Raw genomic sequence first — 26,020 nt, forward strand, 5'->3', positions numbered from 1 at the left:
CCTGACCTGCCGCGCAGGGCTGCCGCAGGACCGGATCAGGCACCGGAATTGATGCGCGCTCCCGGCTCGGGCGCCCGGCGCCGCTCAGGCGGGGCCACTGAGGGGGCCGGTGCCAGGTCATTGACCGGCTTGTCGTCGGTCTTGCCGTTCTTGTCCTTCTGCAGCACTTCGCGGGCCCGCTCGCCATCCACCGGTGTGACCTGCCCCTGCTTGACCACGATGGGATCGCTCCACGGGCCGGTCACCTTGTATTCGAAGCTGAGCGACTTCATCACCGGATTGCGCAGGAACAGTTGCGCCAGCAAGGTACTCACTCCCACCACCGGATTGACTGCCATGGCCACCACGGAGGCGGTGCCGAGGTTGATCTCGGGGATCACCACCACATGCAGATCCTGGGTTTCGCGGGCGATGTCGGCCGAACCGCTCATCAGCACCGAGGCCGTCACGCCGGTCATCTTGAGGTTGTCGGTGCTGGCGATGCCCTTGGCGATGCTGGCGGTACCGGCCACGGTGTCGAAGGCAAAACCTTGCGAGAACACGTCCCGGAAGTCCAGCGTCAGCCGGCGCGGCAGCGCCTGCAGGTTGAGCACCCCCAGCAGCTTGGCCGCACCCGGATCAACCTTCAGGAACTGGCCGGAGTGCACATCCATGTGTACCTGCCCGGCCAGGGTGGCCATGTCCATGGCATAGGGCGGCGCCTTCCAGCTGAGATCGCCATCGAGCTTGCCGTGCCCGCCGCGGATGGTGCCGGGATAGCCGAAGCGTTCCAGCAGCTTGCCCGCATCCTCGATATCGAGCGCATAGGTGAAGTTGGACGTGTGATTGCTGCCGAAGCTGAGCCAGTTGCCGGCCGCCCGGAACTGCGCATCGGGATTGGCCAGCAACAGGCGGCTGATGCGCCATTCGCGGCCTACCGAGGTGACGATGTTGCTGGCATCGAGCTCCAGCCGGCCCAGCTTCTTGCCGCCCAGCTCGAACTGCTCGGCCCGGATGTCAAGGGCGGGCATCTGCAGGTGGTCGTCACTCTTGTCGGCACTGGCGGGCTGGGCCGTGTCGGCGGCGGTGCCGGACTTGGGAATGACCAGCGAGGACAGGCGCGCCGTGACCTTGCCGGCACCGCGCGCACTGGCGGGCTCGTCCCAGGTCACGGTACCGGAGGCCTGCCGGGACTCCAGGCTGATCTGCCAGGCATTGCGGCGGTGGCTGGCTTCCAGGACCAGCTGGTCGAGTTTCTTGCCCATCATGTTGAACTCGCCCACCCGGGCCGACACGCTGTCCGGCTCCAGATACTGCGTCACGTCGCTGCTGCCGAGCCGGTCGTTGCCTGCGCTGCTGGCGGCCTCGTTGCCGGCCAGCGCCTTCTTCAGGGCCAGCCAGGTATCGGCATCCAGGCTGTCGGTCGCCAGCGCCAGCCTGAGACCGGAAGCAGGCGTCGGCGCCGGCTGGTTCCAGCCGATGCCGCCGCTGGTGACGCGCCAGGCATTGCCGTTGCCGGCCACGCGCTCGCGTACATAGCGCGAGGCCACATGAGGACCCAGCGCCACGCGCATTTCCTCGCGTTCGATCAGTGGATCGGAAGAGGCCAGCGGCAGCAGATCGAAGCGCATCGGCAGGCTGTCCTGCACCCCTTTGCGCAGCGGCACCGGCAAGTCCGCGCCCAGGCCGGCCAGGTTCGACTCGACCGTGACCTCCGGCTGCCCCGCACGCACCGCCACCGTCGCGGTGTAACGCGTGCCACCGGAGAAGCGCGTCAGCAGGCGCTGCAGCGAAGGATCGGGGTATTGCTTGCGCAGATTCTCGATGTTGATGGCGCCGTCCAGGCGTACCTGGCTACTGCCATCCTTCTGCGTGCCGCCGCTGATGGCCAGATTGTCGCCCAGGAATTGCCCGTGCACGCCATTGAGCGTAAAACCGCTTTCGTTGAACTCGACCTTGCCACTGGTGCGATAGATGGGCGGCAGTTCAGGCAGCAGGTCCACATCGTTGTTGGCGAAATGGAAGACGCCCTGGGCACGGGTCTCGATGGCGTGATTGAGCGGCATCTGGAACTTCAGGTCCAGCCGCGCTTCACCACTGGCCGTGGTGTGCTCCATGACGTTGCCGGTCCAGCGTGCCACCGGGCTCTGGTTGACGTATTGCAGGAAGGCCGGCATGGGGCCGTTGGCCACGCCGTCGATTTCCAGCACGGCATCATGCGATTCGACATCGGCCACGCGCGCGCTGACCGGGCCCAGCCGCGCGCCCAGGGTGCGGGCACCCTCAGCCTTGATCTCCAGTCGTGTACGGTCGATGCTGATGTGTCCCCGCCCCTCCTCCAGCAAGGGCCATTCGGGTTCCTTGCCGTCGCGACCGACATGACCGGGCGTGTAGTTCAGCTTGAGGCCGTCGAAATCACCCGCGAGCTGGAACACGCCCTTGGGCTGCTCGCCCGGCTTGGTGGTCTGGAAGGGGAAATCGGCCAGCGCGCCCTTGAGCTTGAACCGTACGTCCTTGAGATTGCCGGCCAGCAAACCCTCGGTAAGCCAGCGATGCAGCGGTTCGCTCAGGTGTTGCGGGAGATAGCGGCGAATCGCCTTCACATCGAAGCTGGTCAGCTCGCCGTGCAGGTCGACGCTGCCGAGCGAACCACCCTGCAACGGTAGCAGGTGCTGACCACTGAGACTGCCGGCCACGCCCGGCTGGGCAAACTGCATCTGGTCCAGGTCCACCTGCAGGGTCTGGTCCTTCAGGTATTGCCAGCGCGCCTGCAGCCTGAGGCTGTCAAAGGGCAGACTGGACTCGCGGAACAGATCGGTGGGCAGCTCCACCGCCAGTTGCCGCGCATCGACCTTGACGGATCCGCCCTTCTCGCTGGCGTCAATCTCGCCGGAGAGGTTGCTGAAGCCGGGGAACGCGGCCCACTGCGCGCGCGCCGGCTGGACGCCGTTCCTGCGCGGCTCGACATGGGCCGGCAAGCCCTTCAGGCCCAGCCCCTGGAAGCGACCATTGACACGATAGGAACTCAACTCGGGATAGCTGCCCTGCCATTGCACGGTGAAGTCATGCAGCTCCCCGCGTGGCGCCAGGTCATCCAGCAACTTGCGCTGGGAGGGCGCCAGCGGCAGGCGGGCGGCCAGTTGCGACAAGGTCTGCAGATTCAGGTAGGTAGCCTTGAGGCTGGTGCGCTCGGCCTTGAGCGCAGTGGCCGGTTCATAGCTCTCGGCAATCGAGGTCGGCGGCAGGACGAAGCCGTCCGGCGTTTCGATGGAGAAATCGGTCAGCGTGACCTGGTGTCCATTGGCGCCGAAGGTCGGTACGCCATCCTCCAGATTGGGTCCCAGCGTTTCGCTGGCGGAGATGCGGCCATTGACACGCTTGAGCGAAAGCGGCTCCAGCTGGCGCGACAGGCGGGCATTGAAGTCGGTCAGGCCGAGGTCGGCGGTGAAGTTGGCCACCTTGGCATGGTCCAGGGTCAGCCAGGCCCGCACCGAACCGCGACCGCTGTTGATGGCGATCGGGTAATCGAACCAGGCGCGCCAGACCGACAGGTCGGTATTGCGCAGATCCGCATACAGCACGCCCTTCCAGCGCGCGATGTCGGAACTGCGTCCGAAGGCCGGATGACTGAAGTCGGCCCGCACATCCAGAGGGGCAGCCATGTCCTGCGGCGGGATGGCGCGCAACGACAGACGATGACGCAGCCAGCGGTTGTGCAGTACCAGGTTGACGTCTTCCAGCACCAGTTCCGGGGCACGGCGCAATTCATCATTCCAGCGCAGCTTGCTGTGACGGATCACGATTTCGCGCTGGGACAGCAACCAGTCCAGGCTGCTGCCGTCGCCGCCGGCCGGCACCGGAATACCGGCCACGTAAAACTTGCCGGCGGCATCGCGCCGGATGGCCAGGTCGGCCCCTTCGATGCTGAGGTTCTCCAGTCGCAGGGAGGCCACCAGGACGCTGCTCCAGGACAGCGTGGTAGACACGCGCGGCAGGCTCAGGGCCGGTTCGCCCTGCTGGTCATGGACGGTGAGATTGGTCAGGGAGAGCTGCGGACGCAGCCCGCTCCAGGAGGCCTCGATGACATCGATGCTGACCGCACGACCGATCTCGTGCGAGACCAGCGCCTCGATACGCGACTTGTAGTGGCCGATCTCGGGCAGCACCGCATAGCGCAGCACCAGGAACAGTGCGCAAAAGACGAAATAGGCTGCCAGCAGCAGCTTGAGGGTGAAGCCCAGGACATGGTGGGTGGCCCGGTTCAGGCGCCGATAGCTGCCCCGCGCAAATCGCCAGCACAGCGCCCAGCGGCCAGGCTTGGGTGTGGCGTTATGTTGTTCTTGGGACATCAGGTTGCAAGGCGGCTCGGCAAATGAATGGAATCGGGCAGGCAGCATGATCGCATGGAAAACCGGCCCATGCCATCGTGACAATGGGACTATGAGGGGCAAAAACGGCGATAAGTTTAAAAAGGAAGGCTAGAATCGCTTGATTGGCTGCTCTTCCAGCAGATCGTCAGTGCGCAGTCTGCGTCAATCCCGCCGGACACGCGTCACACGCGGGCGATCCGCCCTGCCTGCATTGTCGGCACGGGCCGGCCCGCTCTGAAGCGGGAGGGGCAGCGGTTTTCCTCCTTTTACACCTTGTCGTGGAGCTTTGCGGTCTCTTATGTCTGTTCATCCTCTCTCTCTGGTCGACGCCTCCACCTCCCGCTACTACACCCGCTGGACTCAGGCCGATCCGGCCCGCCCGGCCCTGGTCGCGCAGACGGCGGCGCAGCCCATGGACCGCGCCGCCATGCAGCGACGCCTGGCGACCGACCTCGAGGCCGGCCTCGCCCTGCCGGCGGCCATGCGGCGTCTGCGCAACCTGATCATCTGCAGCCTCATCACGCGCGATCTGGATGGCCGCGCCGACCTGGCCGAAGTGGTGGCCACCATGACCGGTTTTGCCGATTTCGCCGTGCAGACCCATCTGGCGGCCCTGATGCAGGAACAAATCGCGCTATATGGCATCCCGGTCGGTGAAGAATCAGGACGCCCGCAGGAAATGATCGTGCTGGGCATGGGCAAGCTGGGTGGCGGGGAACTGAATGTTTCTTCCGACATCGACCTCATCTTCGTCTATCCGGAAGATGGCGACACCCGCGCCGAGGCCGGCCAGAAGTCGCTGTCGAACCATGAATTCTTCGTGCGCCTGGGCAAGAAGCTCATCGGCGCCCTGGCCGAGATCACCGCAGACGGCTTCACCTTCCGCGTCGACATGGCGCTGCGCCCCAACGGCAACTCCGGCCCGCTGGTAGCCAGCTTCAACATGGTCGAGGAATACCTGGTGCGCCAGGGCCGCGAATGGGAACGCTATGCCTGGACCAAGGCCCGCGCCCTGACCGGTACCGAAGAAGACATCGCTGCCCTGGAAGCGATCAGCCGGCCCTTCATCTTCCGCCGCTATCTGGACTTTGGCTCCATCGATGCCCTGCGCTCCATGCACGGCCAGATCCGCGCCGAGGTCAAGCGCCAGGAAGCCCTGCATCCCGACCGCAGCAACAACGTCAAGCTGGGACGCGGCGGCATCCGCGAGATCGAGTTCACCAGCCAGGTGTTCCAGCTGATCCGGGGCGGACGCGACCCCGAGCTGCGCGACCGCTCCACCCGCACCACCCTGCGCACCCTGGCCACCAAGGAACTGCTGGCGCCCGAGGTAGTGGACCAGTTGCTGGAGGCTTATACCTTCCTGCGTGACCTGGAGCACCGCCTGCAGTATCTGGAAGATGCGCAGACCCATACCCTGCCCGTCAATCCCGACGACCTGCTGCTGGTGGCCAACATGATGGGCTACGCCGACAGCCCGGCGCTGCTGCAGGAACTGGAGCGCCAGCGCGCTATCGTGGCCGCGCAGTTCGATGCCATCTTCGCCGACAAGCAATCCGAGGGCGAAAGCGAAGGCCCCACGGTGGCCGTGAGCGAGAACGACAATCTCGAAGGGCTCACCGAGGCCCTGCGCCTGGTGGGTTTTCCCGAGGAAGATATCGACAACGGCGCGCGTCGCCTGCATCTGACCTGGCAGTCGCCGCGCATGCAGAGCCTGCCCGAGGCCAGCCGCAACCGGCTCAACACCGTCATCAACAACTGTCTGCCGCTGCTGGCCGCCTTGCATTACGACCAGTTGCCCGCGCTGGGCCGCCTGCTCGATTTTCTCGAAGCGATCGCCCGGCGCGCGGCCTACCTGGCCCTGCTCACCGAATATCCCTACGCCCTGCAGCGGCTGGTGCGCATGATCGGGGCCAGCGGCTGGGCTGCGACTTACCTCACGCGCCACCCGCTGCTGCTGGACGAACTGCTGGACGACCGCAATCTCAAGGCCGCCTCCGACTGGAACGCCTTTGCCGACACCTGCCGCCGTCAACTGGCCAGTGCCGAGGGCGATACCGAACGCCAGCTCGACATCCTGCGCGAGCTGCATCACGCCGAACTGTTCCGCCTGCTGGCGCAGGATCTGGAGGGTGATCTGTCGGTGGAAAAGCTGGCCGATGAACTCTCGGCCCTGGCCGACGTGCTGGTGCAGGTCACTCTCGAGGCGATCTGGCAGACCATCGCCCAGCGCCACGTCGAAGTCCCCCGCTTTGCCGTGATTGCCTACGGCAAGCTGGGGGGCAAGGAACTGGGTTATGCCTCGGACCTGGACGTGGTCTTCCTCTACGACGATGACGACCAGGAAGCACCGGCGCTGTATGCCAAGCTGGCCCAGCGCTTCATCACCTGGATGACCAGCCACACCCCGGCCGGTACCCTGTTCGACATCGACATCGCCCTGCGCCCGGATGGCGCCAGCGGCTTGCTGGTGTCGCCGCTGTCCTCCTTCGAGAAATACCAGTTGAATGCCGCCTGGATCTGGGAGCATCAGGCCCTGACGCGGGCGCGCTTCTGTGCGGGCGATGCGGCCATCGGCGAGCGCTTCGAGGCGCTGCGCGAACGCGTGCTGCGCCAGCCGCGCGATGTGAACAAGCTGGAAGAGGAAGTGCTGTCCATGCGCCGCCGCATGCGCGAAGCCCATCCCAACCGCAGCATGATGTTTGATCTCAAGCACGATGAAGGCGGCATGATCGACATCGAGTTCATGGTGCAGTATTTGGTATTGCGCCATGCCTGCGACCATCCGCAGCTCACCGGCGACATCGGCAACATCGCGCTGTTGAAACTGGCGGCCCAACTGGGCCTGATCGATGGCCTGCTGGCGGCCGAAGCGGCCAATGCCTATCGGCTCTTCCGCAAGCTGCAGCACCAGATCCGCCTGCAGGGCTCGGAGCGCGCCCACATCGATGCGATCCGGGTGGAACATGAACGGGCTTGCGTGATCCGGCTCTGGCAGCAGGTTTTCGGTTGACGCCTCCAAGGCGCGGTGAAGAAAAAAACGGGAGGCGCCTTGCGGTGCCTCCCGTTTTTTCCTTTGACTTCACCTGCGTGACATCCTGTATGACCTCTTTTAATTCATGGGCTTGACCGCCACCAGGTTGATCAGGGTTTCTTCCCGATCCGCCTTGGGCTTGATGCCAAAGACACGCTCCAGCAGACCCAGGTCTTCGCGGCTCCACCACAGGTAGGGATAGGAGATCGCCTGCGGCGCCACCTCGAACCCGGCGCTGCGCACCAGGGCCAGATATTCGCCGGCGGTCTTTTGCACCTCCATCGGATGGCGGAACAACAGGCGGATGATCCACGAATGGATGTAACGCCTGGTCGATTCGGCGAACAGGAGAATACCGCCCGGTTTGAGGACGCGGTAGAACTCGCGGATGGCTTCTTCCTGATCGATCAGGTGATGGAAGGTCTGGTGGCAGAACAACAGGTCCACGCTGTTGTCCTCCAGGTGCATGCGCGAACTGGAGCACTGGATGAATTCGGCACGCAGGCCCTCGGCCTCGGCCTCGCTGCGGGCTGCGGCGATCATGTTGGCATCGATGTCCATGGCGATCAGGCGCTGCGGAGCAAAGCGCTGGTGCAGCTTCTTGAGCGAGCGGCCCCAGCCGCACCCGACGTCGGCCACCACGGGATAGCTGCTGCGACGCTCGGCAATGAGCCGCTCCAGATCCTGCAGGGCGCGTTCCAACACGTGCAGGGTCCAGGTCGGCGTACGCAGGAACCAGAGGCCGAAGGCGGTCTCGGGGACGTGCTCCGGCATGGCCGGAGGCAAGGGCGGTGAGTGTGAGTTCATGTCGTTATGCTTGTTGTACTGGCCGGATGCCGGGCCGGTACTGGCGGACATCCGGGTCGCCGGCGGTTCCCCCTGCCGGCTGATGGAAAAATGCCCCGCAAGCGAAGGCGCGCGGGGCATCAGATGTTACCGGCTGGCAAGCAGGACTGCAACTTTCCTGCGCCTGTTGCTGCCCTCAGTACTTGGGCGGAGTCTTCTCGTCCCGGCTGGCGCGGCGATCGCTGCTGCCATCACGCGAAGACGAGGAGCTTTCGCGGTCGCGCGAACGGGCGTTGTCGCGGTTGGAGTCGCGGTCGCGGGTGCGGCTGCTGCGGTCGCTGTCCTTGCTGTCCTTGCTGTCCTTGCCATCCTTGGCCTTGGCGTCATCCTTGGCGGCGTCGGGCGCCGGCGCAGGCGGTGCCACGGTCTGGATGCCCTTGGCGGCCATGTATTCGTGCATGTCCTTCCAGCCGGTGAAGATGCCGGCCTTCAGGGCGTCGGGATTGCGCTGGTAGCAGTCTTCCAGGCTCTGGCCGGCCTGGCGGCAGCCGGCGCCCAGGGCGATGCCTTCGGCCTTGGCCTCTTCCGGGGTCTGCTTGGGCTTGGAAAAGCTGCTGATGTAGTCGCACGCGGACAGCGAGAAGCTGACGGCGGAAATCAGGGCCAGGTTGGCCAACAGGCGACGAGCCTGGGATGAGCTTGCTGACATGCGTTGCCTCGTTGGGTCGGTTGCTCTTGTTGTTGACGGGCCGTACGGCCCTTGGCGGCAAATGGACAAAAGGCCATTGCAAGCGACGCTCGCAACAGCCTTCTGATCCGTTTGCAGGCTGATTCATCTATTTTCACCGCGGCAAGCAGGCCTGCATACGAGGAAAAGAAGCCGAAACAGCCCTGAAATTGACGCTCCCGACCGGGGAACCCCGGCCAGAGCGCCAGATCACGCGTCTTATTTGGCGTTGGCCAGGGCGACGGTGGTGTCGAGCATGCGGTTGGAGAAGCCCCACTCGTTGTCGTACCAGGACGACACCTTCACCAGACGGCCGGAGACCTTGGTCAGGGTGGCGTCGAAGTTGGACGATGCCGGGTTGTGGTTGAAGTCCACCGACACCAGCGGATCGGTGTTGTAGGTCAGGATGCCCTTGAGCGGACCGGATTCGGAAGCGGCCTTCAGGATGGCATTGACTTCATCCACGCTGGTGTCGCGCGAGGCCACGAAGGACAGGTCGACGATGGACACGTTGATCGTCGGCACGCGGATGGCGTAGCCGTCCAGCTTGCCGTTCAGTTCCGGCAGCACCAGGCCGACGGCGGCGGCAGCGCCGGTCTTGGTCGGGATCATGGACTGGGTGGCCGAACGGGCGCGGCGCAGGTCTTCGTGATACACGTCGGTGAGCACCTGGTCGTTGGTGTAGGCGTGGACGGTGGTCATCAGGCCGTTTTCCAGACCGATCTTGTCGTTCAGCGGCTGCACCAGCGGGGCCAGGCAGTTGGTGGTGCACGATGCGTTGGAGATCACGGTATCCGAAGCCTTGAGCACGCCGTGGTTGACGCCGAAGACGACGGTGGCATCCACATCCTTGCCGCCCGGAGCGGAGATGATCACCTTCTTGGCACCGCCCTTGATGTGGGCGCTGGCCTTTTCCTTGGTGGTGAAGAAACCGGTGCATTCCAGCACCACGTCCACGCCCAGCTCGCCCCAGGGCAGCTCGGCCGGATTGCGCTGGGCCAGCACCTTGATGCGGTCGCCGTTGACGACGATGGAGTCGCCCTCCACGGTCACGGTGCCCGGGAACTTGCCGTGGGCGGTGTCGTACTGGGTCAGGTGGGCATTGGTCTTCGGATCGCCCAGGTCGTTGATGGCGACGATCTCGATGTCGTGCTTCTTGCCGCCTTCGTAGTGAGCGCGCAGGATATTGCGGCCGATGCGGCCATAACCGTTGATTGCTACGCGAATTGCCATGCTCTTCTCCTCAAGTAGTAAAAATCAATGCAAACCGGTAGTCGGGAAAGCGACCTGCCCGACAGCTTGCACCCTGGCGGCGCCGCCCGTCGGACATGAATCCTTCTTTTCCGGCCTTTTTGTTCAGTTGTTCTTGCCGTCCCTGCCTGCCCTGCTCATCCTGCCAATCCATCCAGTCCCGCGCTCATCCGCTCAGGAGTGGAGCTTGCGCCAGACGAAACCGATCTCGTCGAGTTCACTGCCATCATCCCAGGTGAACGTTTGTTCATAAAGCCTTTCGGCCCCGAGCGACTCGAAAAATTCCCCGGCGCCTTCATTCTTGCTCAGCACCCAGGCCATCAGGCCGGTCGCACCGGCACTGATGAGGGTGGCGGCGACGTTGGCCAAGAGGCGCTTGCCCAATCCCTTGCGCTGCTCATCGGGCAGCACGCAGATCGCGGTCAGCTCGGCATCGCAGCCGAAGCGCGACTCGGCCAGCGTCATGCCGGAAGCGAAGCCGATGATCTCGCCCCCGCTTTCGGCCACGAAGGTGCAGGCGGCGTCCGAAGACGCTTCCAGCACCTGCTCCCACAGCTTGACGCTTTCCTCGGGCTTGAGGTGATCCAGGTAGCTGTCGGGCACCAGGCCGCGATAGGCGGCGCGCCAGGCGTCGATGCGCACGCCGGCGATGGAGGCCGCATCGCCCTTCCTGGCGCGGCGGAACAGGACTTCTTCAGTCATGGACACCAGACTGCTCAAGCCAGTACTGCCTTGGCCTTGGCCACCACGTTCTCGACGGTGAAGCCGAAGTGCTTGAACAGCACGCCGGCCGGGGCTGATTCGCCGAAGGTATCGATACCGACCACGGCGCCTTCCAGGCCCACGTACTTGTGCCAGAAGGCGGTCACGCCGGCTTCGATGGCCACGCGCGGAACACCGCGGGTCAGCACGGAGGCCTTGTAAGCCGCATCCTGGCGGTCGAACACATCGGTGGAGGGCATCGACACCACGCGCACGGCGATGCCTTCAGCGGTCAGGGCGTCAGCGGCCTTGGTAGCCAGTTCGATTTCGGAACCGGTAGCGATCAGGATCACCTTGGCATCGGCCGCATCGCGCAGCACGTAGCCGCCACGAGCGATGTCCTTGACCTGGGCGTCGGTACGCTCCTGGAAGGGCAGGTTCTGGCGCGAGAAGATCAGGGTGCTCGGGCCATCGTGACGCTTGATGGACTCGGCCCAGGCCACGGCGGTTTCAGTGGTGTCGCACGGACGCCAGTTGTCCAGGTTGGGGATCAGGCGCAGGCTGGAGACGTGTTCCACCGACTGGTGGGTGGGGCCGTCTTCGCCCAGGCCGATGGAGTCGTGGGTGAACACGAACAGCGAACGGATCTTCATCAGCGCCGCCATGCGCAGGGCATTGCGGCTGTAGTCGGAGAAGGTCAGGAAGGTCGCGCCGAAGGGCAGATAGCCGCCATGCAGGGCGATGCCGTTCATGATGGCGCTCATGCCGAATTCACGCACACCGTAGTTGATGTGGTTGCCGCGCTGGTCGGCGCGCACGGCCACCGATTCCTTCCAGTTGGTCAGGTTCGAGCCGGTCAGGTCGGCCGAGCCGCCCAGGAATTCCGGCAGCGCCTGCGCGTAAGCCTGGATGGCGTTCTGGCTGGCCTTGCGGGTGGCGATGGTTTCCTTCTTTTCCAGCGTGGAATTGATGTAGGCGGTCACGGTCGATTCGAACGCGGCCGGCAGCTCGCCCTTGAGGCGACGCAGCAGTTCGGCGGCCTCGGCCGGGTATTGGGCGGCGTAGCTGTCGAAGGTCTGCTTCCAGCTGGCTTCGAAGTCGGCGCCGGTGGCCTTGGCATCCCAGGCGGCGTAGACGTCAGCGGGAATCTCGAAGGGTGCGGAGGTCCAGCCCAGCGCTTCGCGCACGGCGGCGATTTCCTTGTCACCCAGGGCGGCGCCGTGCACCTTGTCGGTGCCGGCCAGGTTGGGCGAACCCTTGCCGATGACGGTGCGGCAGCAGATCAGGGTCGGCTTGTCGGCCAGCTTGGCCTGGTGGATCGCCGCGCTGACAGCTTCGACGTTGTGGCCATCGACAGCGGGGATGACGTTCCAGCCGTAGGCTTCGAAGCGCTTCGGGGTGTCGTCCTTGAACCAGCCTTCGACGTGACCATCGATGGAGATGCCGTTGTCGTCATACAGCACGATCAGCTTGGACAGGTTCAGCACGCCCGCCAGCGAGCAGGCTTCGTGCGAGATGCCTTCCATCAGGCAACCATCGCCGACGAAAGCATAAGTATAGTGATCGACCACGGACAGGCCGGGCTTGTTGAATTCGGCGGCCAGCAGCTTTTCAGCCAGCGCCATGCCCACCGCATTGGTGATGCCCTGGCCCAGCGGACCGGTGGTGGTTTCCACGCCCGGGGTGATGTGCACTTCCGGGTGGCCGGCGGTCTTGGAATGCAGCTGGCGGAAGGCCTTGATGTCCTCCATCGACAGGTCGTAGCCGGTCAGGTGCAGCAGCGCGTACTGCAGCATGGAGCCGTGGCCGTTGGAGAGTACGAAGCGGTCACGGTTGGCCCACTGCGGGTTGGACGGGTTGTGACGATAGTGCTTGGCCCACAGGGCCACTGCGATTTCGGCCATCCCCATCGGCATGCCCGGGTGTCCGGAATTGGCTTTTTGAACTGCATCCATCGCCAGCGCGCGGATCGCGTTGGCCATCTTGTCGGTGGGGAGAGTGGAAATCATGTCGAGGTCTGAGTTTGCTGTGCGGGAGGCGCTGTCAGGCGCACCAATCGGGTTTTGTAGCCAAAGCGCCGCCCCGGAAGGCCAAGTGCAGCGCGGGGCCGTATTTTACCAGAGTGCGCCGGGGGGATTAAAATTCGGGACCAGCCCGTAACCGGACTGACAACTTTTTTCATGTCTTTTTGATCTTCTTCGCCCAGGACCCTGCCCCATGCCCCGCTTTTACTTCCCGCACCCCCTCGGCATTGGCTCGGCCCTGGTCCTGCCCGAGCAGATTGCCCATCACATCCAGGTGTTGCGCCTGCAACCCGGCGATACGGTGACCCTGTTCAATGGCGAAGGCGGCGAGTACACCGCCAGTCTGAGCGCCATTGAGAAGAAGCGCGCCCACGCCGAAGTGAAGACTTTTTCTCCGCGCGAAGCCGAACTGCCCTATGCGCTGACTTTGGCCCAGGCCCTGCCGGAAGGGTCGAAGATGGACTGGATCGTCGAGAAAGCCGTGGAACTGGGCGCCACCGCCCTCCAGCCGCTGGCCGCGCAGCGCTGCGTGGTGCGCCTGTCGGGCGAACGCGCCGAAAAGAAGCAGGCGCACTGGCAAGGCATCGTGCATGCTGCCGCCGAGCAATGTGGTCGCAATCGTCTGCCACAGCTGGGCGAGGTGACCGACTTCAAGCGCTGGATCGCCCAGAGCGACCTGCACCGCCGTATCCTGCTCTCCCCGCGCGGCACCGAGCCGCTGTCGGGCTGGGCGCGCCATCATCCGCCGCAGGCCGTGACGGTCATCGTCGGCCCCGAAGGCGGTTTCAGCGAGGAAGAGGAAGACCTGGCCTGCGCCCAGGGTGCGCTGATGCTGTCCATGGGCAGCCGCGTGCTGCGCACCGAGACCGCCGGGCTGGCGGCATTGGCGGCCTTGAATGCGGTGTGGGGGGAGCTTTGAAGAAAGCTTCATACCGCTGATTTCCGGGCAGCTTGGCCGATTTCCTGTATTTGCCCCTTTATGAACCAATAACTTGGCGACGCCCGTTGCGGCAATATATAAAAAATTGTATATTTGCCGCATGTCCGATCCCAAACCCGTCGAGTTCCGCGGCAGCGCCCTTGATGACCTTCGCGCCTTTCCTCTTGAGGCAAGGCGCGAAGCAGGTCATCAACTGGACCAGGTACAAAACGGCCAGGAGCCGGACGATTGGAAGCCCATGATCACCGTGGGACAGGGAGTGAAAGAGATTCGGGTCCGCGAGGCCTCCGGTGCGTTCCGGGTCATTTACGTTGCCAAGTTCGCCGACGCCGTCTATGTACTTCACTGCTTCCAGAAGAAGACTGAGAAGACCAGCAAGACCGATCTGGACCTGGCCGCGAAGCGTTACCGCGATTTGTTGAAGGAGTTAGGGCAATGAGCAATCAACGATTTTCCAGCATCTGGGATGCCATCGAGGACACCCCGGAAGAAGCGGAAAACATGAAGCTGCGTTCCGTCCTCATGACGGCACTGAAGAACCACCTTACCCGCACGGAAATGAGCCAGGCACAAGCCGCCAAGCTCTTCGGGGTGACTCAGCCGCGTGTCTCCGATCTGATGCGAGGCAAGATCAACCTGTTCGGACTGGATGCGCTGGTGAACATGGCCACGGCTGCCGGCCTGCACATCGAAATGCGTGTAATCGAATCTGCTTGAGGTTCTCGACACTCGTCGTTTGAAAATAATAGGCAACTGTCCGTATCTCGGACTTGTTGCCAGGGCGGACGCATTGGACATCGACGAGAAACCGCCTGATTCCCGTGCAGCCCACCACGACGGACGTCCAAATTCGGCGCACGCCTCCCCATTTTGTCTCGCTGACAAAACTCTTCATTTACCCTCGCGCAACTTGCCTTCCAGCACTTCACCTCGCAAACCCGCGTGGTGAAGCCTTTTGTCGTTTTCCAGCCGCATGACGGACCAGCTGGCACGCCTCCTGCTTAAAGATATTCAATCTTGTATTCAAGTTTGAATATCCACCATGACCACTACCCACGCCCTGCAGCAAGCCGCCCCCGAGGCCGCCCCGACCACCATCGCCGCCACCCTGGCGGCCTACCGGGAAGGCCGCAGCACGCCTGGCAAGGTGGTAGCCGAACTGCTGGCGCGTATCGACAGCAGCGGGCGCGATGAAGTCTGGATCAGCCGGGTGCCGTCCAAGCAACTGAAACAACAAGCCGCAGCACTGGACCTGATGTTGCAGATCAAGGGCGAAGCGGTGCTGGAGAGCATGCCGCTGTTCGGCATCCCCTTCGCCGTGAAGGACAACATCGACGTGGCCGAGATGGTCACCACCGGGGCCTGTCCCGAATTCGGCCGGCTGGCCAGCGAAAGCGCCACCGTGGTGCAACGCCTGCAAGCCGCTGGAGCACTGCTGGTGGGCAAGACCAACCTGGACCAGTTCGCCACCGGCCTGGTCGGCGTGCGCTCCCCCTACGGCGCGGTACGCAACGCCATCAAGTCGGAATATGTCTCCGGCGGCTCCAGTTCGGGTTCAGCGGTGGCCGTGGCCCTGGGGCAGGTCATGTTTTCGCTGGGCACCGACACCGCAGGCTCGGGCCGCGTCCCCGCCGCCTTCAATCATCTGGTGGGCCTGAAGCCAACCAAGGGCCTGATCAGCGCACGCGGCCTGGTGCCGGCCTGCCGCACCCTGGATTGCATCTCCATCTTCGCCCACGACGTGGCCGATGCCTGGCGCGTACTGCACAGCGCTTCCGGCTTCGATGCCGAGGATGGCTATTCGCGCCGCCCCACCATGCTGGGCGTGAAGCGCCGGGGTTATCGCATCGCCATCCCCGATCACTGCGAATTCTTTGGCGACAGCCTCGCCCAGGAAGCCTGGGAGCGCAGCCTGGCGCAGATCGCCGCCCTCCCCGGCGTGAGCCTGGCGAAAATTCCGTTCGCCCCCTTCAGTGCCGCCGCAGAACTGCTGTACCAGGGCCCCTGGGTGGCCGAGCGCCGTGCAGCCCTGGGCGACTTCTTCCAGGAGCACCGGGACGCCATCCACCCGGTGGTAGGCCAGATCACCGCCCAGGCCGACGACTACGACGCCGTAGACAGCTTCAACGCTCAATACCGCCTGGCCGACCTGCGCCGCCAGGCCGAAAACCTGCTCGAAGGCAGCGACCTGATGCTGGTGCCGACCACCACCACCTTCCCCACCATCGCCGAAGTCGAGGCCGATCCGGTGGTGCGCAATGCGCAGTTGGGCCATTACACCAACTTCGTCAATTTGATGGACATGTCGGCCCTGGCCATCCCCGCCGTGTGGCGCCGTGATGGCTTGCCCGCCGGGGTGACCCTGATCGGGCCGGCCGGTGCCGATCATCTGCTGGCCGAAGCCGGCGCACGCATGCAGCAGCAACTGGGCGGTGCGGCGCAAGCCGACACGATTGCCGCCGCCCCGCTGCCCTTCAATGAAAGCACCATCAAGGTCTGCGTGGTGGGCGCCCACCTGGCCGGCCAACCGCTGAACTGGCAATTGCTGGAAGCCGGTGCGCGCCGCGTGGCCGTCACCCGCACCGCTGCCCACTATCGTCTCTACGCCCTGGCGGGTACCACGCCACCCAAGCCGGGCCTGGCCCGCACCGAAGGCGACGGCGCCGCCATCGCGGTGGAAGTGTGGGAAATGCCGCTGCGCCAGTTCGGCGGTTTCGTCGCCGCCATCCCGGCGCCGCTGGGCATCGGTACGGTGGAGCTGGCCGATGGCAGCAGCGTCAAGGGCTTCATCTGCGAGCCGGCCGGCATTGCCGACGCCACCGACATCACCCACCACGGCGGCTGGGTTCCCTACCTCCATTCCTTGAACTGACACCCTCACCACGGAGCTGCTCATGAAAAAGAAGTCCCCCGCCGCAATCCACGATACCACCCGCCGCGACTTCATCGCCAAAGCCGGTGCCGTCGCCGCCACCGCCGCCATCGCGGGCGCCCCGGCCATCCTGCGGGCGCAGACCGTCCCCATCCGCATCGGCTACTGGCCGGTGGCCGCCGGCCTGCCCTTCTATGCCGCAGTGGAAGCAGGTTACTTCAAGCAGGCCGGACTGGAAGTGCAAGCGATCAAGTTCGCCGGCGCCCAGCAAGTGATGGAAGCCATGCTGGCCGGCCGCGCCGATGGCTCGGCCAATGGTACCGGTGCCGGCAACCTGGCCATCGGCGAGATCGCGCAGCCGGGTCTGTTCAAGATCTTCGCCACCAATCCCAGCAACGCCAAGTACGTGCTCGATGAATTCCTGGTGCCCAAGGACAGCACCGTCAAATCGATCGCCGAACTCAAGGGCAAGAAGGTCGCCTCCGGCCCCGGCATCCAGAACGTCACCCTGGCCAAGACGGTACTCGAACGCGCCGGTGCCACTGGCGCGACCGTAGTCGAACTGCCCATCGGCCAGCATGTCGCTTCGCTGGCCGCCGGCCAGGTCGATGCCGCCTACACGCTGGAACCGACCGGCACCGTGGGCCGCATGAACAACAGCACCCGCGTGCTGGAGGCAGGGGTCATCGCCAAGTACATCCTCGGTGATCCGATGGCGCCCTGGCATGGTGGCGCCGCCGCGCTGACCACCGAATTCATCAAGAAGAATCCGGAACTCACGCGCAAGTACATCGCCGCCTATGCCCGCGGCATCGAGCTGGTGCGCAAGCAACCGGATCAGGCGCGCGCCTACCTGAAGGGCTATACCGCCATCGAGGGTTCGCTGACCAATGAAGTCCCGCTGGCGGCCTACATGCTCTACAACGAATTCAAGCCCAGCGATATCGCCTACTTCCAGAAGTTCTACGACCTGTTTGTCGAGAAGGGCGTGTTCTCCCAACGCATCGTGGTCGACAACCTGATCTACAAGGGTTGAGCGCATCATGAACGAGACCATCGCTCCTGCCGTGACCGTGGCGCCCAAGCCTTCCGCTACCTCGACCACGGCGCCGCCGGCGACCCGGCCGCGCAAGCGGGCGGCGCTGGGCCGTCTGCTGCCCCTGGTCGGTCCCGTAGCCTTGTTCGTGGTGTGGGACCTGGTGGTGCGGGCCGGCTGGATCAAGGCCATCCTGCTGCCGCCGCCGGAAGCCACTCTCATGGCCATGTTCAAGGGCCTGGCCGGGGGACCGCTGCTGCTGGATTTCAGCGTGACCGTGATCCGCACGCTGGAAGCCTTTGCCATTGCCGCCGTGCTGGGCCTGCCCATGGGCGTCCTGCTGGGCAGCAACGAGCGCGCCTATCGCAGCGTGGAATTCCTGATCGACTTCTTCCGTTCCACGCCCTCCTCGGCGCTGATCCCGCTGTTCCTGCTGATCTTCGGGGTGTCCGACATCAACAAGGTCGCCATCGCCGCCTTCGGCGCCTTCCTGATCGTGCTCTTCAACAGCGCTTACGGCGTGCTCAATGCGCGCAAGCAGCGGGTGATGGCGGCCAAGGTGATGGGGGCCTCGCGCTGGCGCATCTTTTGCGACGTGCTGATCTGGGAAAGTCTGCAGGCCAGCTTCGTGGGGCTGCGCAGCGCGGTCTCGATGGCGCTGGTGATCGTGATCGTGGCGGAGATGTTCATCGGATCCGAGAACGGTCTGGGCCATCGCATCATCGATACCCAGCAGGTATTGAACGTACGCGAGATGTACGCCGCCATCCTGTCGGCGGGCGCGCTGGGCTATGCCCTGAACGTGGTCTTCATCATCATTGAAAAACGCATCGTGCACTGGAGCGGAAGATGAGTGTCGTGATCAGCCCCAAAATCGACCTGCCCCCGGAAACGCCCTTCGTTCCCGGGCCGCCAGGCACCCACATCACCATCCGCGGCCTGACCAAGCATTTCGCCGGCTGGCCGCTGTATGAAAACTTCGACCTGGATATCCCCAAGCACCAGATCGTTTCCATCTTCGGCCCCAATGGCTGCGGCAAGTCCACGCTCATCAACATGATCGCCGGCCTGATTCCGATTGACGCCGGACAGATTCTGTTTGACGGAAAATCGCTGGCGCAGACCAAGATCGGCTACGTGTTCCAGAACTACCGCGATGCCATGTTCCCGTGGCTGCGCACCATCGACAACATCGCCTATCCCTTGAAGCTGGAAGGCAAGTCCAAGGCCGAGATCAGGCATCGGGTCGATGAACTGGTGGCGTCCTTCGACGTGAAGTTCGACCTGATGCGCTATCCCTACGAACTCTCGGGTGGCCAGCAGCAGACCGCTTCCATCATGCGCGCCCTGGCGCCGGGGCCGGAGGTGCTGTTCCTGGATGAACCCTTCTCGGCGCTGGACTTCGAGATGACCCTCTTCATCCGTGAAAAGCTGCAACAGGTGTTCCTGCAGACCGGCACCACCATGGTGCTGGTATCGCACGACCTGGAGGAAGCGGTCTACCTGGCCGACCAGATCCTGCTGTTGACCAAGCGTCCCACGGCAGTGGCAGACATTCTGCATTACCAGGACCCACGGCCGCGCACGGTGGAAACGCTGTCGCAGCCGGGCTTCATCGCCGCCAAGAAGCTGTCCATGGAAATCTTCCAGCGCGAAGTGCGCAAGCCGGCGCGCATGCAGGCACCGGGTTCGCTGGCGCTGTCCTGAGTCGTACCGAATCAGTGATCCACCCCCACCATCCACGTTCTCATTGGAGCGCAACAACATGAAAAACCGCCGCGATTTTCTGAAACTGTCCGGAGCCGCCGCCCTGGGCGCTGCCTTCCCGCTGGAGCTGATGGCTGCCAGTCCCTTGACCGTGGGCTTCATCTATGTCGGCGCGCGCGATGACTTCGGCTACAACCAGTCGCATGCGCAGGCCGCGGCCATCATCAAGAAAATGCCCGGCATCAAGGTGGTCGAGGAAGAAAAAGTGCCCGAGACCGTGGCCGTGCAAAAGACCATGGAAGCCATGATCCAGCAGGATGGCGCCACCCTGCTCTTCGCCACCTCCTTCGGCTACTTCGATCCGCACGTGCTCAAGATCGCCGAGAAATATCCCAAGGTGCGCATCGCCCACTGTGGCGGCCTGTGGACCGCCGGCAAGCACCCCATGAACGTGGGCAGCTTCTTCGGCTACATCGAAGAGTGCGAATACCTCTCGGGCGTGGTGGCCGGCCACATGAGCAAGAGCAAGAAGCTGGCCTTCATCGCCGCCAAGCCGATTCCGCAGGTGCTGCGCAACATCAATGCCTTTACTCTGGGGGCGCAGTCGGTCGACCCGTCCATTACCTGCCACGTCATCTTCACCGGGGACTGGTCGCTGCCGGTCAAGGAAGCCGAGGCCGCCAACAGCCTCATCGACCAGGGTTGCGATGTCATCACCTGCCACGTCGATGGCCCCAAGGTGATCGTGGAGACTGCAGAAAAGCGCGGCGTCATGACCACCGGCTATCACGCCAGCCAGGCTGCGCTGGCCCCCAAGGGCTACCTGACCGGCGCCGAGTGGAACTGGGCCACGCCCTATACCGAGATCGTCAAGGCCACGCTGGAAGGCAAGCCGATGATCAATTTCCTGCGCGGCGGCCTGAAGGACAACTTCGTCAGGATGTCGCCCTACGGTGCTGCCGTGAGCGCAGCAGCGAAGAAGAAGGCCGACGAAATCAAGGCGCAGATGCTGGCCGGCAAGTTCCAGATCTTCAAGGGCCCGATCAAGGACAACAAGGGCAATACCGTGATCCCGGCCGGCACCACGCAAGTCCAGACCGACGTCGTGCTGGAGAAGATGAATTACCTGGTGGCCGGTGTGGTCGGCCAGGTCTGATCCAAGCTGCAGGATCGCCTCATGACTTCCCTCCCCGCTCCCGGCGTGGCCGCTGCCGCCAGCCCGCCCTTGCTGCGCCTGCGTTCGGCCCTGCTCAATGGTGCCGCACCGGCCTTGCCCACACTGTGCGCACTGGCCGGTACGCTGCTTTTGTTCGTGCTGTTCCTGCTGGTGCAGGGCAAGCCGGCGGGCCAGGCCTGCCTGCTGATCTTCCAGGGTGCATTCGGCACGATGTTCGCCTGGCAGAACACCTTGCAGCGCGCCGCCCCGCTGCTGTTGACGGCGCTCTGCGTGGCCTTGCCGGCGCGCGTCGGGCTCATCGTCATCGGCGGGGAAGGCGCGCTGGCGCTGGGCGGGCTGGCAGCGGCGGTGATGCCGCAGTGGCTGCCGGTCCTGCCTTCGCTGGTGATGCTGGTGGCCATGGCGCTGGCCGCGATGCTGGCCGGTGGGCTGTGGATTGCACTGTGCGGCGGGCTGCGCCAGTGGCGCGGGGTCAACGAGACCATCTCCAGCCTGCTGCTCTCCTATCTCGCCGTGGCGATCTTCAAGCATCTGGTGGAAGGCCCGCTGCGCGACCCGGCAAGCCTCAACAAACCCTCGACACTGCCCCTGCCGGACGCTTATCTGGTAGGCTCCCTGCCCGGACTGGACGTGCACTGGGGCCTGGCCTGGGGCGCACTGGCCTGTCTGGCGGCGTGGATTTTCCTGCGCCACAGCGTGGCCGGCTTCGCCATGGGAGTGGTCGGCGGCAATATCCGCACCGCGCGGCTGGTCGGCCTGCCGGTCAATCGGCTCATACTCACCGCGTGTGCCCTGGGGGGCGCAGCGGCGGGACTGGCGGGCATGTTCGAAGTCAGCGCCGTGCAGGGCAGCGCCACCAGTGCGCTGCTGGCCGGCTATGGGTTCTCGGGCATCCTGGTGGCCTTTGCGGCGCGCCAGAATCCGCTGGCCATCATCGTCTGCGCCATCGTCATCGGTGGCGTGGAGGCCAGCGGCAGCCTGCTGCAACGGCGCCTGGACCTGCCCGACGCCACCACTCTGGTGCTGCAGGGCCTGCTGTTCTCCAACCTGCTGGCCTGGGAAGCCATCACCGGGCGTCTGTCGGCGCTCAAGCTGCGCTGGCAGCAACAGGCGCACGCCATTCCCGCCACGGAGGCCGGCCATGTATGACATCGATCTCACCACCCTGCTGCTGGCGCTGTTCGCCGGTGCGATCCGGGTCGGTACGCCCTTTCTCTTCGTCAGCCTGGGCGAGTGCCTGACTGAAAAAGGCGGGCGCGTGAACCTGGGGCTGGAAGGCATCCTGGTCTGCGGCGCCATGACCGGTTACGCCGCCTCCTTCTACAGCGGCTCGGCCTGGCTGGGCGTGCTGGCGGCCGGCTGCGCGGGGCTGTTGCTGGGCATGCTGCATGGCGTGGTATGTTCGCTGCCGCGCGTCAACGACATCGCCTTCGGCATCGCGCTGATGCTGCTGGGTACCGGCCTGGCCTTCTTCCTCGGCAAGCCTTTCATCCAGCCGCAGGCGCCGATGCTGCCGGCCATCGATCTCGGTGCCTGGAGCAGCAATGCGCGCCTGCATCACGCCTTGCAAATCAATGCGCTGTTCTTCGTCGGCGTGCTCCTGGCCCTGGTGCTGCAATGGGGCCTGTCGGCCACGCGCTGGGGACTGGCCTTGCGGCTGGTGGGCGATCATGCCGAGACCGCCCGTGCCCTCGGTTACCGGCTCACCGCTACGCGCATTGCCGCGACCGCAGCAGGCGGCTTCCTGGCCGCCGTCGGCGGGGCCTACCTGTCGCTCTACTACCCCGGCAGCTGGAACGAGGGACTCTCCAGCGGCCAGGGCTTGATGGCCGTGGCCCTGGTGATCTTCGCGCGCTGGCAGCCGTGGCGCTGCCTGCTGGCCGCACTGCTGTTCGGCGCCGCCGGTGCACTGGGGCCGGCCTTGCAGGCGGTGGGCGTGACCTCCGGCTATTACCTCTTCAACGCGGCCCCCTATGCGCTCACGCTCTTGATCATGATCATCACCTGCCGTCCCGACCGCACGCTGTCGAGCGCGCCGGGCGAGTTGAGCCTGACCCGATAAATCCACGATCCCCAAGGAGAAACCATGTCCGAACGCTACATCCAGGCCGAACCCTATCCCTGGCCCTACGACGGCGCCCTGAGCCCGGCCAATACCGCGCTCATCGTCATCGACATGCAGACCGACTTCTGCGGCATCGGCGGTTACGTGGACAAGATGGGCTACGACCTCTCGCTCACGCGCGCCCCCATCGAACCGATCAAGAAAGTGCTGGCTGCCATGCGCGCCGGCGGCTACACCATCATCCACACCCGCGAAGGCCATCGGCCCGACCTCTCCGACCTGCCCGCCAACAAGCGCTGGCGCTCGCGCCAGATCGGCACCAATGGCGTGGGCATCGGTGACGCCGGTCCGTGTGGCCGCATCCTGGTGCGCGGCGAACCGGGCTGGGAAATCATTGCGGAACTGGCGCCCATCGAGGGCGAGATCATCATCGACAAACCCGGCAAGGGTTCCTTCTGCGCGACCGACCTGGAGATGATTTTGCACACGCGCGGCATCCGCAACATCGTGCTGACCGGCATCACCACCGATGTCTGTGTCCACACCACCATGCGCGAAGCCAATGACCGTGGCTTCGAGTGCGTGATGCTGGCGGACTGCTGCGGCGCGACCGACTACAACAACCATCTGGCGGCGCTGTCCATGATCAAGATGCAGGGTGGCGTGTTCGGCGCGGTCTCCGATTCGTCCGCACTGATCGATGTGTTCGGGGCCTGACATGCACGCCCTGGAGCTGGAGATCATCAATGCGGGCAAATCCTTCGGCAGCTTTCGCGCGCTCGACGAGGTATCGCTGAAGATCCGCGCCGGCACCATCCATGCGCTGCTGGGCGAGAACGGTGCGGGCAAGAGCACGCTGGTCAAGGGACTGGTCGGCTATAGCCCGCTGGACCAGGGCAGCATCGTGGCCGACCGCCGCGAGGTGGAGATCCGCAGTGCGCGCGTACCCAACCAGCTCGGCATTGGCATGGTCTATCAGCACTTCACGCTGGCGCCCAGTTTGACGGTGGCCGAGAACCTGCTGCTGGCGCGCGGCGACCTGCCCTGGCGCATCCGCTGGGGCAGCGAGCGCGCGGCGCTGGAAGAATTCATGGCGCGCATGCCCTTCAAGCTGGCCCCGGAACGGGTGGTCAGCAGCCTCTCCGCCGGCGAAAAGCAGAAGCTGGAAATCTTGAAGCAACTCTATCTGCGCCGCCGCTTCCTGATCCTGGACGAGCCGACCTCGGTGCTCACCCCGCAGGAAGCCGACGAGGTGCTGGGACTCATGCACGCCCTGACGCGCCAGCAGGAACTGACGGTGCTGATGATTACCCACAAGTTCCATGAAGTGAGCGCCTATGCCGACGACGTCACCGTGTTGCGCAAGGGCCGCCTGGTCGGCAGCGCCCAGGTTGCGCAGACCACGCCGGATGCACTGGCGCACTGGATGATGGGTCATGCCCGTGCCGAGCAGGCTCCGGTGGCGCGGGAGAAAGTGCCAGCGGACGCGGGCGTCGGGCTCGATGTGAAGAATCTGACCGTCAACAACGATCGCGGCGTGGCCGCCGTGCGGGCGCTGTCGCTGCAAGTGAAGCGTGGGGAAATTGTTGGCCTGGCCGGCATCTCCGGCAACGGCCAGAAGGAACTGGTGGAAGCCCTGCTGGGCCAGCGGCCTCACCTGCTGGGCGAGATCCATGTGGACGGTGCGCCCTATCGCGCCACCCGTGAGCAGATGCGGCGCCTGCGGGTCTTCGCGCTACCGGAAGAACCGCTGCGCAATGCCTGCATCGCCGGCATGAGCGTGGCCGAGAACATGGCGCTGCGTCACTTCGACGTGGCTCCCTACAAACGCGGCGGCTGGCGGGTCGACCGCAGCGCCATGCAGCGTCGGGCGCAAGCGCTGATCGCCGCCTTCAACGTCAAGCCGCCTCTGCCTGAACGGCCCATCGGCACGCTATCCGGCGGCAACGTCCAGCGCGCCGTGCTGGCACGCGAGCTGGGCGAGGAAAGCCAGGACGGTGCGGCCAACGTACTCATCGTCGCCAATCCGGTCTTCGGGCTGGATTTCGCCTCGGTGGCCGACATCCACGCGCGATTGCTGCAGGCCCGCGCACGCGGCGCAGCGGTGCTGCTGGTGAGCGAAGACCTGGATGAACTGCTGGAACTGTCCGACCGCATCCTGGTGATGACCGAGGGTCGCATCGTGCACGTGGCTCAGGACGTAGCCACGCAAGGTGCGGACCGCGCCACCCTGGGCCGCTGGATGGCCGGCCACTCCGAACAATCTACCCACGCCGAGGCCGCATGATCCGTATCGACGCCTTCCCCTATCCCTATCAGTTCCATCCGCGCAGCACGGCGCTGGTGGTCATCGACATGCAGCGCGACTTCGTGGAAGAAGGCGGGTTCGGCAGTGCGCTGGGCAATGACGTGCGACCGCTGGGCGCCATTGTGCCAACCGTGGCCGCGCTGCTCGCGCTGGCGCGCCAGACGCAGATGCTGGTGGTGCACACGCGTGAATCGCACCTGCCCGATCTCTCGGACTGTCCGCGCGCCAAGCGCCTGCGCGGCAATCCCACGCTGGGCATCGGTGATGTGGGGCCGATGGGGCGCATCCTGGTGCGCGGTGAACCGGGCAACCAGATCCTGCCGCAGCTGGCCCCCATGGTCGGCGAGATCGTCATCGACAAACCCGGCAAGGGCGCCTTCTACGCCACCGACCTGCACACGCAGTTGCAGGAACGCCGCATCACCCATCTGCTGGTGGCCGGTGTGACCACCGAAGTCTGCGTGCAAACCTCCATGCGCGAAGCCAATGACCGCGGCTATGAATGCCTGGTGGTGGAAGATGCCTGCGCCAGCTATTTCCCCGAATTCCATCGCGCCACGCTGGAGATGCTGACCGCCCAGGGCGGCATCGTTGGCTGGCGCGCCCCGCTGGCGCAACTGCAAGGCGCCGTGGCCGCCTACGCCGGAGAAAATCCATGATGCAAGTGAACCTGCCCCACGTCGTGGCCGAGGTCGAGCAAGCCTTTGCCGATTACGAATACGCCCTGCTCATCAACGACATCCCGGCGCTGGACCGCTGGTTCTGGTATGACCCGCAGACCGTGCGCTACGGCGTGGGCGAAGTGCTGCTGGGCGGCGAGGCGATCCGCCAGTACCGCAAGACCTGCACCCCGGTGCCGGCCTCGCGCAAACTGCATCGCACCGTTGTCACCACGTTCGGCAGCGACTATGCTACGGTCTCCACCGAATTCACCGACCATACATCGGACCGCATCGGTCGCCAGATGCAGACCTGGGTGCGCATGGAGGAAGGCTGGCGCATCGTTGCCGCCCATGTCAGCCTGATGGCATGAATCCCCTGC

Annotated in this window: 21 protein-coding genes; 15 read left to right on the top strand and 6 right to left on the bottom strand. The window is 64.7% G+C overall.

Annotated elements, in window-relative coordinates; translation table 11 throughout:
- Positions 1-35: 35 nt before the first annotated feature.
- Positions 36-4,328 carry a YhdP family protein gene (locus tag HNO82_RS06330; protein WP_175343112.1) on the bottom strand — a complete coding sequence of 1,431 codons (4,293 nt, stop codon included), beginning with the start codon at positions 4,326-4,328 and terminating at the stop codon, positions 36-38.
- Positions 4,329-4,647: 319 nt separating this feature from the next.
- On the opposite strand from HNO82_RS06330, the gene glnE reads away from it, so the two are divergent.
- On the top strand, positions 4,648-7,362 hold the full coding sequence (glnE, locus tag HNO82_RS06335; RefSeq protein WP_175343113.1) for a bifunctional [glutamate--ammonia ligase]-adenylyl-L-tyrosine phosphorylase/[glutamate--ammonia-ligase] adenylyltransferase: 2,715 nt from the start codon (positions 4,648-4,650) through the stop codon (positions 7,360-7,362).
- Positions 7,363-7,461: 99 nt separating this feature from the next.
- Here the strand turns inward: glnE and HNO82_RS06340 are convergent, their stop codons facing one another.
- The 5 genes from HNO82_RS06340 to tkt all read right to left on the bottom strand — a co-directional run bounded on the left by HNO82_RS06340 (position 7,462) and on the right by tkt (position 12,906).
- A complete protein-coding gene (locus HNO82_RS06340) occupies positions 7,462-8,190 on the bottom strand; it encodes a class I SAM-dependent methyltransferase (RefSeq protein ID WP_034350506.1) in 729 nt (242 codons plus the stop codon).
- Positions 8,191-8,365: 175 nt separating this feature from the next.
- A complete protein-coding gene (locus tag HNO82_RS06345; RefSeq protein ID WP_008326936.1) occupies positions 8,366-8,878 on the bottom strand; it encodes a hypothetical protein in 513 nt (170 codons plus the stop codon).
- Positions 8,879-9,115: 237 nt separating this feature from the next.
- On the bottom strand, positions 9,116-10,129 hold the full coding sequence (gene gap / locus HNO82_RS06350; RefSeq protein WP_008326926.1) for a type I glyceraldehyde-3-phosphate dehydrogenase: 1,014 nt from the start codon (positions 10,127-10,129) through the stop codon (positions 9,116-9,118).
- A 192-nt stretch (positions 10,130-10,321) separates the two neighbouring features.
- Positions 10,322-10,849 (bottom strand): GNAT family N-acetyltransferase, encoded by a 528-nt coding sequence (locus HNO82_RS06355; RefSeq protein WP_175343114.1) that lies wholly within the window; start codon positions 10,847-10,849, stop codon positions 10,322-10,324.
- 14 nt (positions 10,850-10,863) lie between these two features.
- On the bottom strand, positions 10,864-12,906 hold the full coding sequence (gene tkt, locus HNO82_RS06360) for a transketolase (RefSeq protein ID WP_349627552.1): 2,043 nt from the start codon (positions 12,904-12,906) through the stop codon (positions 10,864-10,866).
- Between the two features lie 160 nt (positions 12,907-13,066).
- Between tkt and HNO82_RS06365 the strand changes: the two genes are divergently transcribed.
- The 14 genes from HNO82_RS06365 to hpxZ all read left to right on the top strand — a co-directional run bounded on the left by HNO82_RS06365 (position 13,067) and on the right by hpxZ (position 26,011).
- Entirely contained in the window at positions 13,067-13,792 is a 726-nt protein-coding gene (locus tag HNO82_RS06365; RefSeq protein ID WP_008326917.1) for a 16S rRNA (uracil(1498)-N(3))-methyltransferase, read from the top strand.
- Between the two features lie 121 nt (positions 13,793-13,913).
- Entirely contained in the window at positions 13,914-14,252 is a 339-nt protein-coding gene (locus HNO82_RS06370; protein WP_175343116.1) for a type II toxin-antitoxin system RelE/ParE family toxin, read from the top strand.
- A complete protein-coding gene (locus tag HNO82_RS06375) occupies positions 14,249-14,530 on the top strand; it encodes a helix-turn-helix domain-containing protein (RefSeq protein WP_008326915.1) in 282 nt (93 codons plus the stop codon). The genes HNO82_RS06370 and HNO82_RS06375 overlap by 4 nt, the downstream gene beginning before the upstream one ends.
- Positions 14,531-14,855: 325 nt before the next feature.
- A complete protein-coding gene (atzF, locus tag HNO82_RS06380) occupies positions 14,856-16,685 on the top strand; it encodes an allophanate hydrolase (RefSeq protein WP_175343117.1) in 1,830 nt (609 codons plus the stop codon).
- A gap of 22 nt (positions 16,686-16,707) precedes the next feature.
- The gene (locus HNO82_RS06385; protein WP_008326910.1) at positions 16,708-17,721 is read left to right on the top strand and encodes an ABC transporter substrate-binding protein; all 1,014 of its coding nucleotides are present in this window, start codon (positions 16,708-16,710) and stop codon (positions 17,719-17,721) included.
- A gap of 7 nt (positions 17,722-17,728) precedes the next feature.
- The gene (locus HNO82_RS06390; protein WP_175343118.1) at positions 17,729-18,574 is read left to right on the top strand and encodes an ABC transporter permease; all 846 of its coding nucleotides are present in this window, start codon (positions 17,729-17,731) and stop codon (positions 18,572-18,574) included.
- Positions 18,571-19,428: an ABC transporter ATP-binding protein gene (locus tag HNO82_RS06395; protein WP_034350020.1), complete on the top strand. Its 858-nt coding sequence runs from the start codon at positions 18,571-18,573 to the stop codon at positions 19,426-19,428. The genes HNO82_RS06390 and HNO82_RS06395 overlap by 4 nt, the downstream gene beginning before the upstream one ends.
- A gap of 58 nt (positions 19,429-19,486) precedes the next feature.
- On the top strand, positions 19,487-20,584 hold the full coding sequence (locus HNO82_RS06400; RefSeq protein ID WP_034350017.1) for a BMP family ABC transporter substrate-binding protein: 1,098 nt from the start codon (positions 19,487-19,489) through the stop codon (positions 20,582-20,584).
- A gap of 21 nt (positions 20,585-20,605) precedes the next feature.
- Entirely contained in the window at positions 20,606-21,754 is a 1,149-nt protein-coding gene (locus HNO82_RS06405) for an ABC transporter permease (RefSeq protein WP_175343119.1), read from the top strand.
- On the top strand, positions 21,747-22,667 hold the full coding sequence (locus tag HNO82_RS06410) for an ABC transporter permease (RefSeq protein WP_008326900.1): 921 nt from the start codon (positions 21,747-21,749) through the stop codon (positions 22,665-22,667). Before HNO82_RS06405 ends, HNO82_RS06410 begins: the two co-directional genes overlap by 8 nt.
- A 24-nt stretch (positions 22,668-22,691) precedes the next feature.
- Positions 22,692-23,387 (top strand): biuret amidohydrolase, encoded by a 696-nt coding sequence (gene biuH / locus HNO82_RS06415; RefSeq protein WP_175343120.1) that lies wholly within the window; start codon positions 22,692-22,694, stop codon positions 23,385-23,387.
- Position 23,388: 1 nt separating this feature from the next.
- Positions 23,389-24,957 carry an ABC transporter ATP-binding protein gene (locus HNO82_RS06420; RefSeq protein WP_175343121.1) on the top strand — a complete coding sequence of 523 codons (1,569 nt, stop codon included), beginning with the start codon at positions 23,389-23,391 and terminating at the stop codon, positions 24,955-24,957.
- A complete protein-coding gene (locus tag HNO82_RS06425; RefSeq protein WP_175343122.1) occupies positions 24,954-25,637 on the top strand; it encodes a cysteine hydrolase family protein in 684 nt (227 codons plus the stop codon). The genes HNO82_RS06420 and HNO82_RS06425 overlap by 4 nt, the downstream gene beginning before the upstream one ends.
- Positions 25,634-26,011, top strand: a complete 378-nt coding sequence (gene hpxZ, locus HNO82_RS06430) for an oxalurate catabolism protein HpxZ (RefSeq protein ID WP_008326892.1) — start codon at positions 25,634-25,636, stop codon at positions 26,009-26,011. Before HNO82_RS06425 ends, hpxZ begins: the two co-directional genes overlap by 4 nt.
- The last annotated feature ends 9 nt before the right edge of the window (positions 26,012-26,020 follow it).

Origin of the sequence: Herbaspirillum sp. C9C3, assembly GCF_013359625.1 — a bacterium.
Classification (GTDB): domain Bacteria; phylum Pseudomonadota; class Gammaproteobacteria; order Burkholderiales; family Burkholderiaceae_D; genus Herbaspirillum.